A 16,482-nucleotide genomic window follows, 5' to 3' on the forward strand; every position below is an offset into this window, starting at 1 on the left:
TTTCTTAACGTTCGTCATTTCGGCATTTTTTCAAATAGCCAGCGAGAAATTTCATTGTAAACGATCTCGCGGTTGCGCTCATTCAAAATCTCATGACGGCCATGTTCGAGCAAATACATCGTCACGTCAGCATTTTGCTTCAGTTGCTGAGCCAATTGGCGGACGCTTTTGCCATAGTGCCCAACAGGATCGTCTCCACCTGAAATCAGCAGCAGCGGCAATTCTGAATCAATCTTGCGCAGTTGATCCGGATCACTGGCAGCTTGTGTCAATGTAAAGAGATCCTTGTAAGCTGCTAAAGAAAAATGAAATTGGGTGTAAGGGTCCTTCAAATAGCGATCCACTTGCTGCGGATCACTGGTCAACCAATCTTTGGCGGTCCGATTGGGACGAAAACGCCGGTTGTGCTGGCCAAAAACTAGCTGTTCCATTACGTGATAAGGCCATTGCTGAGCGGCAAACGGCCGCAACAAGTTCGTGACGAGTTTGCCTCCTTGCATCAGCACGGCTTTTTCCATCGTGGTGCCCATGATGATCGCTCCTGTCAATGGATGTGGCTGACTAAACAAATAATTCCGCAAAACCAGCGATCCCATACTGTGACCTAAGATAAAGTATGGCCTGTCTGGATAGCAAGCAGCGGCGTACTGATGGACTATTGCCACATCTGCCACTAAATGTTTGGCGCCCTCTTTTTCACCAAAATGCCCATAAGCCTGTGTGTCCTTCACGGATTGCCCATGCCCTAAGTGATCATGACCGACCACCGCATAGCCTTGTGCAGTTAAACATTCCGCAAACTCATGGTAACGTTCAATGTGCTCAATCATTCCGTGGACGATTTGCACGACTGCTTTTGGCTGTTCTTCTGGCAGCCACGTTTTGACAAAAAGCTGATCCTTCCCATTTGATGAAGTCAGCTTTTCTTGATTCATCCTCATAGTTTGCACCTCTTTTGCTTTTTCTTTTCCCTCCGCCAAATAAAACGGTCGTTTTCTTTATTATACATGGAATTTTAGGCTATGGCGGTAGGAGTTGGGAATTTGCGAGGATAAAAAAACTCCTGCCACATTGTCTAGAGACAAAGTAGCAGGAGTCAAACGATCATTACCCATCGCTTGGATTGGAAAACTTCCTCACTATTTTTTATTTGAATTTGACGATTTCTAAACGATCAATACTTAGCGTATCCACCCCAATCTCAGACGAAAGGGTGATTTCCTGCGCCCCTTTCGGTAACTTCATGCGGACTTGTAGCGGTTGATAATATTCGGAAGGATAGACATCCACCACGTGGTTTGCTTGTTTCGTTTCAATCCTGACCTGAATTGGGTCATTCAAGGAGAGATAATCAGTGGTTTTGACATAGGCAATCACCAGAAATTCGTCTGCTTCTTCAATCTGCGGGGCAAAGATAATTTTGTCAGTCGTTGATTCAAAGCCTTGGACGACTTTCTTAGAGAGTGCTGCCTCATCTTCGACAAGCACTAAATCGCCCTCCAGCAAAGCACGGCTAGCAGTTAATCGCAGTCGATTGGGCTCAGCTTTTGGCAACGCTTGAACATGCCATTCATCCAAAGGAGCTTCCATTAGAATTTTATCCTCTTGATCCCAACCAAACTTTTGTAAGCGGATCGAACGGTTCCAGCCCGAATGATCCCACCGAGCAGCATGATAAATCAGCCAGTCTTCAGAACCATCTTTTGATTTGGCAAATCCATTATGACCAGGTCCATAGACAGTGTTTGTCTGTTGGAAAATCGGCGCTGGTTCCTTTTGCCAGTTCGCTCTTTCTAGCGGATCATCAGCCACATCTAGGGTCATAAGACCAAGAGCGTAATCATTGTCCCAGCTTCCACTGGCAGAGTATACCAAATTGACTGTTTCGTCTTTGATCATCACTTGAGGGGCTTCATTGATCAATGGTGTTTGCCGCATTTCCCATTCATATTCTGGTTCTGAGATAAGTCGTTTCTCCCCAATCACTTCCGTAGGGGAGGCCATTTCCGCTAAATAAAGATTTTGCGCGACATTTTCATACCCTTCCCAGCCCGACCAAAGGAAATAGCGTTTGTCATTGATCTCTAAGACTGTTCCATCAATCGCAAATTTATCATCCATCCCTTTGATCTCTTCCAATTGCCACTCACCCATGTAAGGATCTTTTTGATGATTGACTAATGCGTACATACGATGCGTTTCTGAAGGACGATTAGCCGCGAAATACATCACCCAGCGATCATCTAAGTAATGAAGCTCAGGTGCCCAGATACTTTCAAATTCTGCTGGCATTTCCCAGATGATCTTTTTTTCACCAGCAGCAACGTGAGAGAGGTTATCAGCACGCCAAAGCGTTAAATTATTCCCAGTCGTTTTGGTATAATAAAAGAACGCTTCCGTTTGCAAGATCCAAGGATCTGCCCCATCATTATCGATAATTGATGTAAAATCGGACACTTCTTCCCCTGGATCAGTTCCAGCGCTACAACCGGTTATCATAAGCGCAGCAATCAAGATACTTACTCCACTGAGCCAAGCTGCTGATTTCCCCATCGGACATCGCTCCTTTCCTTACCAATCATTTTATTCTATCTGTGGTGGATGAAACTGCTCATTGATCTCTTTAATCGCTGCCAAATCAACTTTTGGTTGGCGGTCATAGGTCAGTAATCCATTGATTTCTTGTTCAACATCTGTCAACTGAGTGTAGCAATAGCCCCAGAGTCCGACAGAATCATAAACAGCTGTCATGATTCGCTGATAATCCTTCAAGAAATCTTGTTGATTTTCCACTGAGGTATAGCCCCAACCGGGTTGCCCCGAAACATCGAAGCCAATACCGCCAAACTCAGTCAATAAAATAGGCTGATCCTGATAAGAAAATCCTCCAGCGAAAATCGGCCAGGGGGTCGATACTCGATTCACCAATTTTTCTCTCGTGCTGAGACTGTCTTTGAAGTATAGATATTTTTGCCGCTCAGATTCTTGCCCATGCGCATAATTATGAATCGCACAAATATCTGTCTCCGTCATCGCCCAACCATCATTTGAAATAACCAACCGTTGCTGGTCTAGCGAATGGATAAAGTGATACATTGCTTGAGAAAAATGCTGTTGCTGACGATCAAATGATATTTTTGGTACACCCCAGCTCTCATTGATTGGTACCCAAGTAACGATCGAAGGGTGACTATAGTCCCGAGTGATGATCTCTGCCCACTCTTGCATCAAACGCATCACAGAACGATCGGTATAGATTGCCGGCGCCGCACACTCTCCCCAAACAAGAAATCCTAATTTATCTGCCCAGTATAAAAAGCGTGGGTCTTCTGTTTTTTGATGTTTTCGGCAACCATTAAATCCCATTTCTTTGGCCAATAAGATGTCTTGTTTAAAGTCCTCATCTGTTGGTGCAGTTAACAAACCGCTCGGCCAATATCCTTGATCGAGCACCAGCTTCTGGTAGTAAGGCTTGTTATTTAAGTAAATCATACCGTTTTCTGTATGTATTTTACGCATACCAAAATAACTTTTTAGCTGATCGATGGCATTCCCTGCTTCTCTAAGCGTCAATTCAACATCAAATAATTGCGGCTTTTCAGGTGTCCAAGACCAGCCTTCGTGGTGAAAATTCGTCCGAAAAATTTCTTGCTGGAAAATATCAACTGCAAAACTCAACTTAGAAGTGATAAAGTCTGCCTTTCCGCTGGTAACTAAAGCATCTTTAAAATAGATTTGATATTCTAAGACTACTTGCGGCTGTAACTGGTTCAGTTCTACATCGATCTTCACGGCGCCAGCATCAAAATCACTCGTAAATTTCACCTGTTGCAGATGGGTTTCAGCAACTACTTCAAGCCAGACTGGCTGCCAGATCCCTGTTGAGTTTGTGTACCAGATTCCTGCTGATTCTTCTTCCCAAAATTGTTTCCCCCGTGGAATGCTTTCATCAAAATGCGGGTCAAATGCTCGCACACTTAGTATTTGCTCTTGTCCAGATACTAGAGCATCCGTGATGTCTATAGCAAACGAGGTATGCCCTCCGCAATGATTTTTCACATGATTGCCATTGACAAACACATCTGCTTCATAGTCCACCGCCCCAAAATGCAAAAGGACACGACTTTTTTCAGGGACTTGCACATTGAAGGTCCGATAATACCATACAACGTCGTGCACTTCTCGATGATCAATGCCGCTCAATGCACTTTGATAGACAAAGGGAACATTGATCTTGTACGGATAGTTTGCTTCATTTGTGTACCACTTTTCTTTTAAACCAAGATTTTGGTCATCAAAGGTAAATTGCCATTCACCATTTAAGCTTAACCAATTCTCTCTCTCAAATTGCGGTCTCGGGTATTCTTCTCTACTCATATTTCCTCCAAAAACAAATTATTTTATGCCACTTTGCAACGACATTGACGCCATAAAGCTTTTTTGCGCCACCAAATACAATAAAAAGGTAGGGATCAAAGCCAAGATTGCTCCGGCAGTTCCAATTCCCGGATAGGTCATGTATTGCCCTTGTAGCAACTGCAGCCCCGGTGTAATCGGTAATTTATCAATATCGTTTATCACGATCGATGGCCACAAGAAGTCATTCCATGAGCCAGTAAAACTAAATAACGCAACCACCGTCAATACAGGTTTGATCAGTGGTAAGATAATATGATAAAAGATTTGAAACTCGTTGGCCCCATCGATCACAGCCGATTCATCCAATTCTTTAGGAATCCCTAAAATGAACTGCCGAACGAGGAAAATGTTATAAACACCTGCAGCCCCAGGAACGATGACTGCCAGAAATGTATTGGTCCAACCTAACGTATCAACGATTTTAAAATTCGGGATCAAATTGACCACCCCGGGAAACATCATCGTTCCTAACAATAGGGCAAAAATCAAATCTCTCCCCTTAAAGGTGAGTCGTGTATAGCCATAGGCTGCAAACGAGACGATCACCATAACCAACAGCGTATGTGAAGTTGAAATAATCATTGAATTCACAAACCAGCGGAACACAGGAGAAGAATTATTGCCTTGTAACAAGCCCAAAAAGTTAGTCAGCGTCCAATCTTGTGGAATCAAACTGAACCCAACCTTTTGAATCTCTGCCTCCGATTTAAACGAGGTAAAAATTGCCCATATCAAAGGAAAGAGCCAAATCACACAGACGATCGCTAGCAAAATAAAGGCAATTCTTTTCCCTAGTTTGTTTTCTCGCATCTTCTTCCCTCCTATCTTTCCATTTTTTTGATGACCATAAATTGCACAATCGAAACTGCCATGATTACAAAACCTAGTAAAATAGCCATCGCTGAAGAAATTCCTGCAACCGAGGTACTACTACCAAAAGCATTTTCTTGGATGTACATCATCAACACGCGAGTAGAATTGTTGGGTCCGCCACCCGTCAACATTAGTGGCTGACCATAAATATTAAACTGAGCGATGGTCGTCATGACCGTGGTAAAAACAAGCTGGTTGCGAATACTCGGCAAAGAAATACGGAAAAATTTCGTTATACTATTTGCACCATCTAATTCTGCTGCTTCTAACTGCTCTTTAGAGACGCCATTTAATGCAGCAACATAAATAATTAGATTCCCACCTAATGTCCACCAAATCGTCACGATCAAAATAGCGATCCATGCCCATGGTTGCGTGCCTACAAAATTGATGTCGATACCGAATACTTCTTTGATTGGCCCAAAAGATTTGCTCAAAAGGAACCCCCAAATAATCATGACGGCAGAGATTGCAAACAGTGTTGGCAGGTAGAGAATCGATTGAAAAAAACGCATCATTTTTGGTTTAGCAGATAATGCAACCGCTAGTAACAAGGGAATTACAATACATAACGGAACGGAGATTGCCGCAAAAAACAGCGTATTTTTCATTCCATTAAAAAATTGCGTATGATACAACGAGTCTTGATCAAACAAAATCGTTTGAAAATTATCAAACCCGACAAAAATCGGTGTACTGAACAGATCCCATTCAGTAAAAGAAACATAGATCCCAATCACTGCAGGAACTAAAAAGAATAAAAGAAAAAGGAGCATATGCGGACCAATAAAAACGATTGGCCAGCCATTTAACCTTTTTTTCATCAATACCCATCCTTCCTTGTATTTCTAGTGCAGCTCTCAACAAGAAACAACTGTGACAGCCCTTTAAGCCTATCAGAATTCCTCCCCTATCAAAAAATGGACTGAATTCTTTTTATGGTCGCTCTTCCTTCTGCCACAGCCTCTATGTGAGAAGATTATTTCATCTTTTCTTCTACAACTTTTTGGATCTCACCAAAAGTCGTTTGAATATCTGCTTTTCCTGTGATCATGTCCCATGAGCGATTATCATATTCACCAAAGATATACGATAAGCCATCAACTGCGTTAACAGAAATTGCCGCTTGTCCTTTTTCTGTCTTCAATAAGAAGGATTGTGGCATCTCAACATATTCTTCATTGTCTAGCATAGCTAAGGAAGTAGGATTTGCACCTGATTTGACCCACTCTAATTGGTTTGCTTGTAACCAAGTCAGAAAGTCGACCATGCCACTTTTCTTTTCATCGGAACGTTCCTCGTTCGTTTTGAACATTGCAAACTGATCGACGCCTGAACCTTGAATGATATGTTCCGCATCCCATTGAGGAGTAAATGTTTGGCCCCAAGTGAAGTCACTGATTTCTTCCATATTACTTAGCATCCATGTTCCTTCTGGAAGAAAAATCAGTTGCTGGTTTGCAAAAAGTTTATTTGCATCTTCACCATCTGGGACCATGTAGCCGGCATCGTACAGATCCTTAAACTCTTGAACGGCATTGTAAGAATACTCATTATCGATATTGATGTTTCCTTGTGCATCTTGCCATTCCCCACCCATTTGTTGGTAGAGATTCGAATAATTCTGCATGCCCCATGTATAGCCAAAACTATAGATACCATCTGCTTTTGCTTTTTCCCCAGCTTGTCTGATTTCTTCATACGTCACTACGCCATCATCCAACGCTCCTGGAACATATTTATCCACCAAATCTTGGTTGTAATACATCACCCACGAACCCATGGTTGCCGGAATCCCATATTGACTATCATCCACTACACCAGTGTCCCAAGCAGCTTCAACGTAGTTTTCCCGTGCCAATTCTGTCCCATCGATCATGTCATCCCAAGTTTCAAGCATGTCTTGGTGTTTGTACGTAGGCAAAGCTTCTGAGGCAATCAAAGCCAAATCAGGAACACCTTTCCCCGATTTCCCCGCAGTCGTCAACTTTGAAGTAAAGGTGTCACCTTGCATGCTTACTAACTTCACTTTAAAGTCTGGGTCTGTTTCATTGTATTGATCAATCGTTTTTTTGATTTTTTCACCGTCTGGTCCTGTCGTCGAAGACCAAAGCAAAATTTCTGAATTATTACTTGAGCTACCACTCCCGCCACAAGCAGCTAACAACACTGTACATAATAAGCTTGTCCCTACTAAAACAATAGATTTACTTACTTTCATTTTTTACACTCCTTTTAATTTAACTAAAAAGTAAAATGACATCCAATTATCAATAAACATAATCGTTAGACTATCGTCAAATAATGTTTACACCGTAAAGTTACTATAAATATAAAGCGCTGTCAACATTATTTTAACAAGGTATAACCGAAAATTATATCATTTTACTATTTTGTAAATCCACAAGGTTGTGTTATAATTAAACCATCTTTTCATTAAACATTTTAGTATAACGAGGTGATCGCTATGGAATTGGATTTAACGAACGCATCTTTACCGATCTACGAAGCACTGGCAAATGAAACTCGCTTAGCGATTTTAAGAGAATTAGGCGATAAGAAGAAAAGCATCAGTGAAATTGGACAAAAATTAGCAATCAGCAATGCTTTAATGACCAAACATATCCGTAAACTCGAAGAAGCTCAGTTGATCAAAACCGAAAAAGGATCGGGGCAAGACTGGAAGAAAAAATATTTGTCTCTAAAAACTGATTTCATCAATATCAATTTCCCAGCAAAAGTGTTTCCAGAAATGAATCTAACCTCCCAATCTGTGAAAATCGGCCACTTCACCGATTTTAAAGCTGAGCCTTCTTGTGGAATGGCGACCAAAGACCGCTTGATTGGCGCCTTAGATGATCCAAAATCTTTTCTGGATCAAGAACGTGTTGATGCAAGTATCATCTGGCTAAATAACGGTTTTTTAGAATACAAAATCCCAAATCCTTTGAAAAATGGTGAAAAAATCGAATTACTCGAAATCAGTATGGAGATCGCTTCAGAGTTCCCAATTTCGAATAACTATTGGCCCAGTGATCTTTCCTTTTACTTAAACAATCACTGCATCGGTAGTTACACCGTACCAGGAAACTTTTCGGATGTCAGAGGTTCTCTGACTCCGCAATGGTGGATCGATGAGTTCAGTCAATATGGATTGCTTAAGCATTTACGCATCAATCGCTATGATACTTCCCTCGATGGAGAAAAATTAACAGATCACAACCTGAATGAAATCGACTTAGACCACAGTGACTTTTTCACCTTTAAAATTGCTGCACCTGCAACTGCCGAAAACGCTGGTGGTTTGACCATTTTCGGCGATCGATGGGGAAATTATCCTCAAGATTTATTGTTCAATTTTTACGTATCGGAATGACTGTTGTCGTTCCATTACACAAAAAAAGCACGTAGCGAAGAGAGATCACTCCCTCAGCTAGTGCTTTTTTCTATTCTCTTACGCTGTGGCAAAAATGCGTTCAATCAACTGCATCACTGCTCGGACTTCTTCGTTTTTAACGATAGGTTCGGCACCGTTGCGTACAACGTTGTAAAAATTCTTGTAGAAAGGTTCAAAATCCGCTTCGGCTTTCGGGAAAGGAATCTCTTTGGCTGCCAATTCCGATGGCGGTGCCATCGTTTTCGTCAAGCCAACGCCTGCTTGAACTGGTTTTGGTGCGGCCACGTCTTCGCGACCTGTTGCCTGAACCATTTCACCATTTAGATCCCAATCGGTGATGGTGGCTGTTCCTTCCGTTCCTTTGATGTACCAGCGAGGCAATTGCGTGTAATTGGAGGTTCCAACTTCCACGATTGCTTTGACCCCATTTTCAAAGGTAATCAAAGCGAAGAACCCATCATCGACTTCTTCCCCCAACACAAAGCTAAGATCCGCTTTGACGTCTTTCACTGGGCTGTCGATCAGCCATAGCATTTGATCTAGCAAGTGAACGCCCCAGTCTAAGAGCATTCCCCCGCCTTGTTTTTTCACATGACGCCAGTCTCCTGGGATGCCGTTTGCCCCTTGGACCCGTGATTCTAATTGGAACAAATCGCCGATCTGTCCATTACGGTACAGTTCGCGTACAAGTAAAAAATCAGGATCCCAACGGCGGTTTTGGTGAACCATAAAGGTATTGCCGGTTTCTTGGGCAACCGCCACGATCTCATCTAGTTCCGCAGTATTCAGCGCAACAGGCTTCTCGCAAACAACATGTTTGCCTGCTCTCAATGCAGCGATCGATAACTCTTTATGCAAGTCATTAGGTGTGGCGATCAATACTGCTTCGATCGTCTCATCGGCTAAGACTTCATCATAGCTTTTAAAGATCTTATGGCCTTTTTCTTGTGAGATCGCTTGACGTTCTTCATTGATATCGTAAGTTCCTACGATGTGGATTCGTTCGTTTTCATTTGGTAAGATATTGTGGACATGGTACGCACCCATGCCGCCATATCCGATTACTGCAAAATTGATTGCACTCATGTCTGACACTCCTCGGTTTTCTTCTTATGCCCACCACATGGATGAAGCTTCTTCACGGATCATAATCGTCTTCAAGTTGCTGATGGCACGAGTCAGTCCTTCATCAATGGACATGATTGGATCTTCATGCTCAATACTCAAGACATAATCATACCCATAAATTCTAAGTGCAGAAATAATATCTGACCAGACTTGTAAGCTGTGGCCGCAACCGACTGAACGGAAGGTCCAAGCTCGGGTTTTGACATTGCTATATGGCTGCATGTCCGTCAAGCCATGCATGTTGATATTGTCTTGGTCCAAATACGTATCTTTAGCATGGAAGTGATGGATCGCATCGGCTTCCCCTAAGATTTTGACCGCTGCCACTGGGTCGATCCCTTGCCACCATAAATGACTTGGATCCAAGTTACAGCCGATGGCTTTACCCGCAGCATCCCGCAGTTTCAACATCGTATAAGGGGTATGTGCCAAAAAGCCGCCATGAAGTTCGATCCCAATTTTAACACCAGCCGCTTCCGCTTCCGTGTTGATGCCTTTCCAATAAGGAATCAGTTTTTGTTCCCATTGATAATTATAATTGTCATCGTATTCCGTCGGCCATGGCAATACTGGCCAGTTGACTTGTGTATCTGTTGCATTTCCGCCTGAAACGCCTGAAAATCCGTTCACAACAGGTACATTCATTAAGCTGGCTAATTTGATGGTTTTGCGCAAAAGTTCATCGGCTTCTTGCGCTTCTGCTTTTAATGGAGAGATTGGGTTGTTGTGACAGCTCAAAGCTGAGATTTCCAATCCTTTATCAGCTAATTTCGCTAAGTATTCTTTTCGCTCTGCTTCACTTGCTAGTAAACGGTCAATGTCTAAGTGGGCATTGCCTGGAGAACCACCGGTACCGATCTCGACGGTTTGGAGCCCTTTTTTCGCTACTTCATCGATCATTTCTTCAAAGCTAAGTTGATTGAATAACGGGGTAAAAACACCTAATTTCATTTTCTTTCCTCCTCAATTGCTTGAAAATGCCCATATGTTGGGTAACGATTTTCTGTTGGTGCACACCAGCGAGCCGCATTTTGGATCACTTTTTGCACTTTGAGATTGTAATAGCTGGGGAATGTCTCATGACCAGGCTGGAAATAGAAGATTTTGCCATTCCCACGGCGGAATGTACAGCCGCTACGGAAAACTTCACCACCAGGGAACCAGCTGACAAAGATCAATTCATCCGGCGCTGGAATATCAAAGTGCTCGCCATACATTTCCTCTTGCTCTATTTCGATCCATTCGCCGACTCCTTCAGCGATTGGGTGGCTTGGATTAACATTCCAGATCCGCGCATGCTGATCGTCTACCCGCCATTTCAAATCGCACGACGTTCCCATCAACGTTTTAAAGATTTTCGAAAAGTGGCCAGAATGCAAGACGATCAGTCCCATTCCTTCCCATACACGCTGCTGCACACGAGCAACGATAGCATCATCGACTTCTTCATGCGCCATATGGCCCCACCAAACCAACACATCCGTGTCAGCCAATACTTGCTCCGTCAACCCATGTTCTGGTTCATCAAGGGTCGCCGTTCGTACTTGAAAATCATCCTCTGCTAAAAACTTGGCAATTTGACCATGGATTCCTTCTGGATACATTTTTTGGACGGTCTCATTCGTTTTTTCATGACGAAACTCGTTCCATACCGTAACATGGATCATTGGTAGACCTCCTCTACGATGTCTTTTAATTGCAGATAATCAATCCCGCTGGCTTCTAAAGGAGCGAATTTTTGAAACGCTTCCTGCTCGACGATCAGCCATGGTAGTTCTAATGCTTTAGCTGCTTCTACATACGACTTAATTGGTAAAATCCCATTGCCGATCTCGGTGCTTTCCTGCGGCTGCTCTTGCATATCTTTGATATGAACCAAGCCGACCTTCGTTTCGCGTTCCTTTAGCCAAGGTAAAATAGCCACGTTTGCAAAGGCTAACCAGTAAAGGTCGGCTTCCAAACGCAGTTGCGGATTGTCTTTGATCAGTTCATCGATCATGGATTTTCCAGCAACTTCAGTAAATTCATGGGCATGGTTGTGGTAGTAGCAAATCAGCCCTTCTGCCTGCAATTTTTGGGTGATCTGGGTCAGCTCCGCAGCAAAGGCTTGCCATTTTTCCAAAGAATCAAAGCTGGCATACGGAATCACGATCCGTTGATTGCCAATCGTTTTTTCAAAAGCGACGGTTTCTTCAAAACGATCTTGCAATGCTTCAAACGGGATATGGGAAGCCGCGACCGCCAAATCCAACTGCTCCAGCATTTCTTTGATCTGAACAGCGCTGTGTCCATGATAACCGGCAAATTCAACACCGTCATAGCCGTTTTGTTTTACTGTTTTCAACGCATCAAAAAGATTTGTCTTGCAGTCCTCTTGAATACTCCAAAGCTGTAAAGCAATTTTCGGTTTTGTCATTTGTGCTCGCTCCTTTTCTTCCAGCAGTTCTTATAGGTAGACTGGCTCACCGGTTTGCGATGATTTGTAGATCGCTTCTAGAATCTCCGTCACGACCATTGCTTCTTCAGGTTTGACCACTGGTTCGGTATCGTTGATGATCGCATGGATCCACGATTGTGCTTCTAAAATTTCTGGCGTCTCCCCGTTTCCTTCATAAAAATCAACGCCGCCTGTTTCAAGTTCGATATTTTTTTCATACAGCAAGCTGTGGTCTTCCCCATTGATGGTCAAACCGTTGTTCATATCCGCACCGGCTTTGCTACCCATCAGTGTCGTTTTGGCCTCTTTCACATCCAAGCTGTTGAGCGCCCAGCTGGCTTCTAAGAAAATCGTTGCGCCATCTTCCATGACCACAAAACCAAAGGCCGAATCTTCTACTGAGAATTTCTCTGGGTCCCAAGGGCCCCAAGCATTTGCGGCATTTTTGGTTTGCGACAACTCATGATACGCTTTTCCGACAACAAATTTTGGTTTGTAATTGTTCATCATCCATAAGGTCAGATCCAATGCGTGGGTACCGATATCGATCAACGGACCGCCGCCTTGCGCTTCTTCATCAAGGAAAACACCCCAAGTTGGCACAGCCCGACGACGGATCGCATGAGCTTTCCCAAAATAAATGTTTCCTAATTGTCCTTCGGCGCACACTTCATGAAGATAACGAGAATCTTTTCTAAAACGGTTTTGGTAGCCGATCGTGAGTTTTTTCCCTGTTCGGTTGGCTGCTTCGATCATTGCTTTGGCTTCTGCCGCTGTTTTTGCCATTGGTTTTTCACACATGACATGACAATCTGCTTCTAGTGCAGCAATCGTCAACTCAGCATGTGAGGCGTTTGGTGTACACACATGGATCACATCTAGATCAGCTTGTGTCAACATTTCTTGATAATCGCTGAATACTTGAGCATCTTCGGTCCCAAATGCTGATTTCGCTTCAACTGCACGTTCAACCAGCAGATCACAAAAGGCAACCATTTCTACTTCTTCTACTTGAGACAAGGCAGGCATGTGCTTGCCGTTTGCGATCCCACCGCACCCAATGATTCCAACTTTAACTGTCATATCTTTCCTCCTGAAAACGCTTATTATTTTCTACCCCCTCATTATAGCGAAACATCGAAAGCAGTTCTTCCCAGTTTCCATTGAAAAAATTCCCGAAAATTATCTTATGAAACTTTAACAAAAAGAACCACTCCACAATTTATGCAAAGCGCTTAAAAAAACACTATCGAGAAAAAAATAGTGCCAGATCAACAAAAAAACAGTCGACAAGCACAGGCTCATCGGCTGTTTCTATCAATTTTGATTCAATTGTTTCTGGTACTGCAACGGTGATTGACCAACGGCTTCCTTAAAGACATGATGAAATGTTTTGACACTGGCAAAGCCAGCTTTTTCAGCGACTTCTGCCATCGGGATCTTTTCATTTGCCAAGATAAATTTGGCTTGATTGATACGGTATTCCGTCAAAAACTGCATGAAGGTCTTGCCAGTATTGGTTTTAAAGAAACGCGTGAAATAATGAGGACTAAACCCTACATGTCTTGCGGTGTCCTCCATCGTCAAGACTTCTTGGTAATGGGATTCGATGTACTCAAAGACATCATTCAGACGCTGCAAGGTTTCTTTGTATTGTGCGGCCGTTCGTTTTAGTGGATTGACGGCTCGTTTTCGCTTTGGCAAGCTTTGATAGCACTCCCCGATCAACTGGTAAAGCAGCCCGAGAGTCAAATAACGCTTCCCAACAACATTTTCCTCTTCCAACTGATACAACTCGATCAAGAGACCTGTTATTTTTTCCGTAAAACTCGCTGGCCAATTTTTGCTGTGGGGCTCCCCTTCTTCAAAGAGTGTCATCAAGGATACTTCATTTTCTCGCAGCAACGGCTCTTCAAAAAGCTGCATATCAAATTGATAGACATAGCGTTCACTCTCAGGCGATGCTAGAAAATAGTGGGGTTGCCCGCTGGAAAAAAGATACAGATCCCCTTCCTCCAACTCAATGATCGTATCGTCAACACCAATATTCACCGTGCCACGCTTAGCGTAAATGATCTCGATTTCTTTATGGACATGGGGATAAACGATGGTCAAACCATCATTTAGAAACGTTCGAAAACGAAATTCACTTTCAAATTCAGGAATTTCAAGATACATACTCATGGCTGACCGACTCCTTCGCTCTATTCTTATTTATTATAAGCGAAAAATTGCCTAAGAGAAAACCTTTTCTCAGCCAATCATAGTTTCTTCTGCTTTTTTGTGGTATCGTATTCAAGAAAAGGAGTCTTGTTTATGAATTATTATGATCAACATCTGCATACATTTTTGTCTTTTGATTCAGATGAACAGTTTGAGAATTATCTAGCTTACCAGCCTGCCTACTTCGTTGCGACAGATCATTTCGATTTGAAGAACCCCTATTCGGGATTCCGTGATGATATTCCTGACTATGAATTACTAGTAAAAACCCACCAGAAGCTGCAAGAGACCACAGCGACGAAACTCTTAAAAGGCATCGAGATTGGTGTCGTGCCTGGTCAAGAACAAGAAATCTTGCGCTATCTTGAAAGCCATCCTTATGACTTGAAATTGATCAGTATCCATCAAAACGGTACCTTTGATTATATGGACGATGCCGTGTTGACGAAGGACAAATTTGCAGTCGCCAAACAATACTTTGACCAAATGGCCCACGTGTTGGACTCGTTTCCAGACGGGCATATCGTGACCCACTTTGATTATGGCTTGCGTCGTTTCCAATTTACAGCTGAGGAATTGGCCGCCCATTTTGAAACAGAGTTAACGACGATCTTCAAAAAAATCGTTGCCCGTGACTTAGCGATGGAAATCAACGCTAAGAGCTTTGGCCCTTATCAAAATGCCCACCTTTACCAATATGCTATCCCGCTGTATCAAAGTGTTGGGGGTAACTTGTTCACCCTCGGCTCTGATGCCCATAAAGCCAGTGATTATCGGTTAGATTTTGCAGCGATGAGCGATCTGCTGCGTTCCTTTGGTGTCAATCAATTAGCGGTCTTTCAAGGTAGTGAACGGTTTATGGCGGATCTGCCTGCTAAATAGCGTCACCTTTGAATGCACTCTACAACACATTTTCAATAAATGAACCAAAAACGGCGAACCCTAAAAGGATACGCCGTTTTTTCATTTTAAGACCATATTTACTTAGGTTATTCTGCTGCTAAAATATCTTCCTTGGCATGGATCATTTGAGTCAAAAAGTCACAATAAGGCGTTGGGACTTGGTACTTACGGCCTTTTCGTGAGATTGCGCCATTGATATAATCGATCTCGGTTTTGCGATGATTATTGATCAAATCTTGATACATGGATGGATAGTGCATTCCGATGCCTTCTGGATCATAGGTTTCCTCAATATGGTGGACTACTTCGGATACATCCAGTTCAACAGATTCATGGGTAGCAACTGCCGCAAATTCTTCCACAATCGTTTGGACCATCGCACGCGCCGTTGAGGTTTGTCCGAATTGGGCAATATTCACATTTAAAATCGAACACAAACCATTTAGTGTGCCGTTGACACAGGCTTTGCGATAGATGGAGTAGCGAATGTTCTCAGAATAAGACGCATTTAACCCAGCATCAGCCAAGACTGCCGCTAATTGACGGGCATCTTCTTCTTTGCCCGGTTCGATATTTTGCAGTTCTACAGAACCATCCCCAAACAAGCGAACATTACCAGGACCAATCAAGTCCGCCGTCCAAATGGTATTTCCTAAAAAGATTTTATCCGTGCTGACATATTTTTCAATCGTGTCCTCATGACCGATCCCGTTTAATAAGCATAAGACTTTCGTTTGCTCTCCGATCATCGGTTTGATCGTTTGCATCATTTGATCCAGTTGCATCGCTTTAGTAAAGACCAGGATCAAGTCTGCTTGTACAGTCGTTGGGATCTCATTTTGCGAATAGATCGAAAAAGGGACTGCGATCTCTTCACCGTTTAAGTTCGCTCGTAATCCGTGTTCACGGATCGCTTCGATATGCGCCGGCCAGCCGTCGATCAACGTGACGTCATTTCCGCCTCTTTTTAGCATAATAGCAAAACGGCTCCCCATAGCACCTGCACCAGCAATAACAATTTTCATCTGAATTCCTCTTTCCTCTTCCACAATTAGGTATAGTTTACTCTAAAATCGTGAAATATGCGAGAGCCTTGCGTTTT

At 43.0% G+C, this 16,482-nt stretch carries 15 protein-coding genes; 2 read left to right on the plus strand and 13 right to left on the minus strand.

Annotation, left to right across the window (positions count from 1 at the left end):
• Nucleotides 1–14 precede the first annotated feature (14 nt).
• From IGJ74_RS15065 to IGJ74_RS15090, 6 genes are all read right to left on the minus strand, one after another.
• Nucleotides 15–941: an alpha/beta fold hydrolase gene (locus tag IGJ74_RS15065; RefSeq protein WP_034872138.1), complete on the minus strand. Its 927-nt coding sequence runs from the start codon at nucleotides 939–941 to the stop codon at nucleotides 15–17.
• A 205-nt stretch (nucleotides 942–1,146) separates the two neighbouring features.
• Entirely contained in the window at nucleotides 1,147–2,553 is a 1,407-nt protein-coding gene (locus IGJ74_RS15070; protein ID WP_218192936.1) for a glycoside hydrolase family 43 protein, read from the minus strand.
• A gap of 30 nt (nucleotides 2,554–2,583) precedes the next feature.
• Entirely contained in the window at nucleotides 2,584–4,377 is a 1,794-nt protein-coding gene (locus IGJ74_RS15075; RefSeq protein WP_087664606.1) for a glycoside hydrolase family 2 protein, read from the minus strand.
• Nucleotides 4,378–4,395: 18 nt separating this feature from the next.
• Nucleotides 4,396–5,229: a carbohydrate ABC transporter permease gene (locus IGJ74_RS15080; protein WP_218192937.1), complete on the minus strand. Its 834-nt coding sequence runs from the start codon at nucleotides 5,227–5,229 to the stop codon at nucleotides 4,396–4,398.
• Between the two features lie 11 nt (nucleotides 5,230–5,240).
• Nucleotides 5,241–6,116, minus strand: a complete 876-nt coding sequence (locus IGJ74_RS15085; protein WP_016612866.1) for a carbohydrate ABC transporter permease — start codon at nucleotides 6,114–6,116, stop codon at nucleotides 5,241–5,243.
• A gap of 155 nt (nucleotides 6,117–6,271) precedes the next feature.
• A complete protein-coding gene (locus IGJ74_RS15090) occupies nucleotides 6,272–7,513 on the minus strand; it encodes an extracellular solute-binding protein (protein WP_061053285.1) in 1,242 nt (413 codons plus the stop codon).
• Between the two features lie 246 nt (nucleotides 7,514–7,759).
• Here IGJ74_RS15090 and IGJ74_RS15095 point away from each other — a divergent pair, with 246 nt between their 5' ends.
• Nucleotides 7,760–8,668, plus strand: coding sequence for an ArsR/SmtB family transcription factor (locus IGJ74_RS15095; RefSeq protein WP_008380365.1), 909 nt, complete (start codon nucleotides 7,760–7,762; stop codon nucleotides 8,666–8,668).
• 78 nt (nucleotides 8,669–8,746) lie between these two features.
• Here the strand turns inward: IGJ74_RS15095 and IGJ74_RS15100 are convergent, their stop codons facing one another.
• The 6 genes from IGJ74_RS15100 to IGJ74_RS15125 all read right to left on the minus strand — a co-directional run bounded on the left by IGJ74_RS15100 (nucleotide 8,747) and on the right by IGJ74_RS15125 (nucleotide 14,438).
• Entirely contained in the window at nucleotides 8,747–9,775 is a 1,029-nt protein-coding gene (locus IGJ74_RS15100; RefSeq protein WP_060791480.1) for a Gfo/Idh/MocA family protein, read from the minus strand.
• A 24-nt stretch (nucleotides 9,776–9,799) separates the two neighbouring features.
• Nucleotides 9,800–10,768 (minus strand): sugar phosphate isomerase/epimerase family protein, encoded by a 969-nt coding sequence (locus tag IGJ74_RS15105; RefSeq protein ID WP_005228209.1) that lies wholly within the window; start codon nucleotides 10,766–10,768, stop codon nucleotides 9,800–9,802.
• Nucleotides 10,765–11,484, minus strand: a complete 720-nt coding sequence (locus IGJ74_RS15110) for a ThuA domain-containing protein (RefSeq protein ID WP_087664605.1) — start codon at nucleotides 11,482–11,484, stop codon at nucleotides 10,765–10,767. The genes IGJ74_RS15105 and IGJ74_RS15110 overlap by 4 nt, the downstream gene beginning before the upstream one ends.
• Nucleotides 11,481–12,233: a sugar phosphate isomerase/epimerase family protein gene (locus IGJ74_RS15115; RefSeq protein WP_008380356.1), complete on the minus strand. Its 753-nt coding sequence runs from the start codon at nucleotides 12,231–12,233 to the stop codon at nucleotides 11,481–11,483. Before IGJ74_RS15115 ends, IGJ74_RS15110 begins: the two co-directional genes overlap by 4 nt.
• Before the next feature lie 30 nt (nucleotides 12,234–12,263).
• Nucleotides 12,264–13,337 (minus strand): Gfo/Idh/MocA family protein, encoded by a 1,074-nt coding sequence (locus IGJ74_RS15120; protein WP_008380354.1) that lies wholly within the window; start codon nucleotides 13,335–13,337, stop codon nucleotides 12,264–12,266.
• Between the two features lie 234 nt (nucleotides 13,338–13,571).
• A complete protein-coding gene (locus tag IGJ74_RS15125) occupies nucleotides 13,572–14,438 on the minus strand; it encodes an AraC family transcriptional regulator (protein WP_005233920.1) in 867 nt (288 codons plus the stop codon).
• A 132-nt stretch (nucleotides 14,439–14,570) separates the two neighbouring features.
• Here IGJ74_RS15125 and IGJ74_RS15130 point away from each other — a divergent pair, with 132 nt between their 5' ends.
• Nucleotides 14,571–15,359, plus strand: a complete 789-nt coding sequence (locus IGJ74_RS15130) for a PHP domain-containing protein (RefSeq protein WP_005233917.1) — start codon at nucleotides 14,571–14,573, stop codon at nucleotides 15,357–15,359.
• A 107-nt stretch (nucleotides 15,360–15,466) separates the two neighbouring features.
• Here the strand turns inward: IGJ74_RS15130 and IGJ74_RS15135 are convergent, their stop codons facing one another.
• Nucleotides 15,467–16,405 carry a 2-dehydropantoate 2-reductase gene (locus tag IGJ74_RS15135; RefSeq protein WP_008379573.1) on the minus strand — a complete coding sequence of 313 codons (939 nt, stop codon included), beginning with the start codon at nucleotides 16,403–16,405 and terminating at the stop codon, nucleotides 15,467–15,469.
• Nucleotides 16,406–16,482 lie beyond the last annotated feature (77 nt).

The sequence above is a fragment of the Enterococcus sp. AZ009 genome (assembly GCF_050548785.1).
Classification (GTDB): Bacteria; Bacillota; Bacilli; order Lactobacillales; family Enterococcaceae; genus Enterococcus_D; species Enterococcus_D entomosocium.

What these genes read in the sequence shown, in the direction of transcription:
- IGJ74_RS15065 (WP_034872138.1), bottom strand. Translation starts at nt 941, where the DNA reads ATGAGGATGAATCAAGAAAAGCTGACTTCATCAAATGGGAAGGATCAG.
- IGJ74_RS15070 (WP_218192936.1), bottom strand. Translation starts at nt 2,553, where the DNA reads ATGGGGAAATCAGCAGCTTGGCTCAGTGGAGTAAGTATCTTGATTGCT.
- IGJ74_RS15075 (WP_087664606.1), bottom strand. Translation starts at nt 4,377, where the DNA reads ATGAGTAGAGAAGAATACCCGAGACCGCAATTTGAGAGAGAGAATTGG.
- IGJ74_RS15080 (WP_218192937.1), bottom strand. Translation starts at nt 5,229, where the DNA reads ATGCGAGAAAACAAACTAGGGAAAAGAATTGCCTTTATTTTGCTAGCG.
- IGJ74_RS15085 (WP_016612866.1), bottom strand. Translation starts at nt 6,116, where the DNA reads ATGAAAAAAAGGTTAAATGGCTGGCCAATCGTTTTTATTGGTCCGCAT.
- IGJ74_RS15090 (WP_061053285.1), bottom strand. Translation starts at nt 7,513, where the DNA reads ATGAAAGTAAGTAAATCTATTGTTTTAGTAGGGACAAGCTTATTATGT.
- IGJ74_RS15095 (WP_008380365.1), top strand. Translation starts at nt 7,760, where the DNA reads ATGGAATTGGATTTAACGAACGCATCTTTACCGATCTACGAAGCACTG.
- IGJ74_RS15100 (WP_060791480.1), bottom strand. Translation starts at nt 9,775, where the DNA reads ATGAGTGCAATCAATTTTGCAGTAATCGGATATGGCGGCATGGGTGCG.
- IGJ74_RS15105 (WP_005228209.1), bottom strand. Translation starts at nt 10,768, where the DNA reads ATGAAATTAGGTGTTTTTACCCCGTTATTCAATCAACTTAGCTTTGAA.
- IGJ74_RS15110 (WP_087664605.1), bottom strand. Translation starts at nt 11,484, where the DNA reads ATGATCCATGTTACGGTATGGAACGAGTTTCGTCATGAAAAAACGAAT.
- IGJ74_RS15115 (WP_008380356.1), bottom strand. Translation starts at nt 12,233, where the DNA reads ATGACAAAACCGAAAATTGCTTTACAGCTTTGGAGTATTCAAGAGGAC.
- IGJ74_RS15120 (WP_008380354.1), bottom strand. Translation starts at nt 13,337, where the DNA reads ATGACAGTTAAAGTTGGAATCATTGGGTGCGGTGGGATCGCAAACGGC.
- IGJ74_RS15125 (WP_005233920.1), bottom strand. Translation starts at nt 14,438, where the DNA reads ATGAGTATGTATCTTGAAATTCCTGAATTTGAAAGTGAATTTCGTTTT.
- IGJ74_RS15130 (WP_005233917.1), top strand. Translation starts at nt 14,571, where the DNA reads ATGAATTATTATGATCAACATCTGCATACATTTTTGTCTTTTGATTCA.
- IGJ74_RS15135 (WP_008379573.1), bottom strand. Translation starts at nt 16,405, where the DNA reads ATGAAAATTGTTATTGCTGGTGCAGGTGCTATGGGGAGCCGTTTTGCT.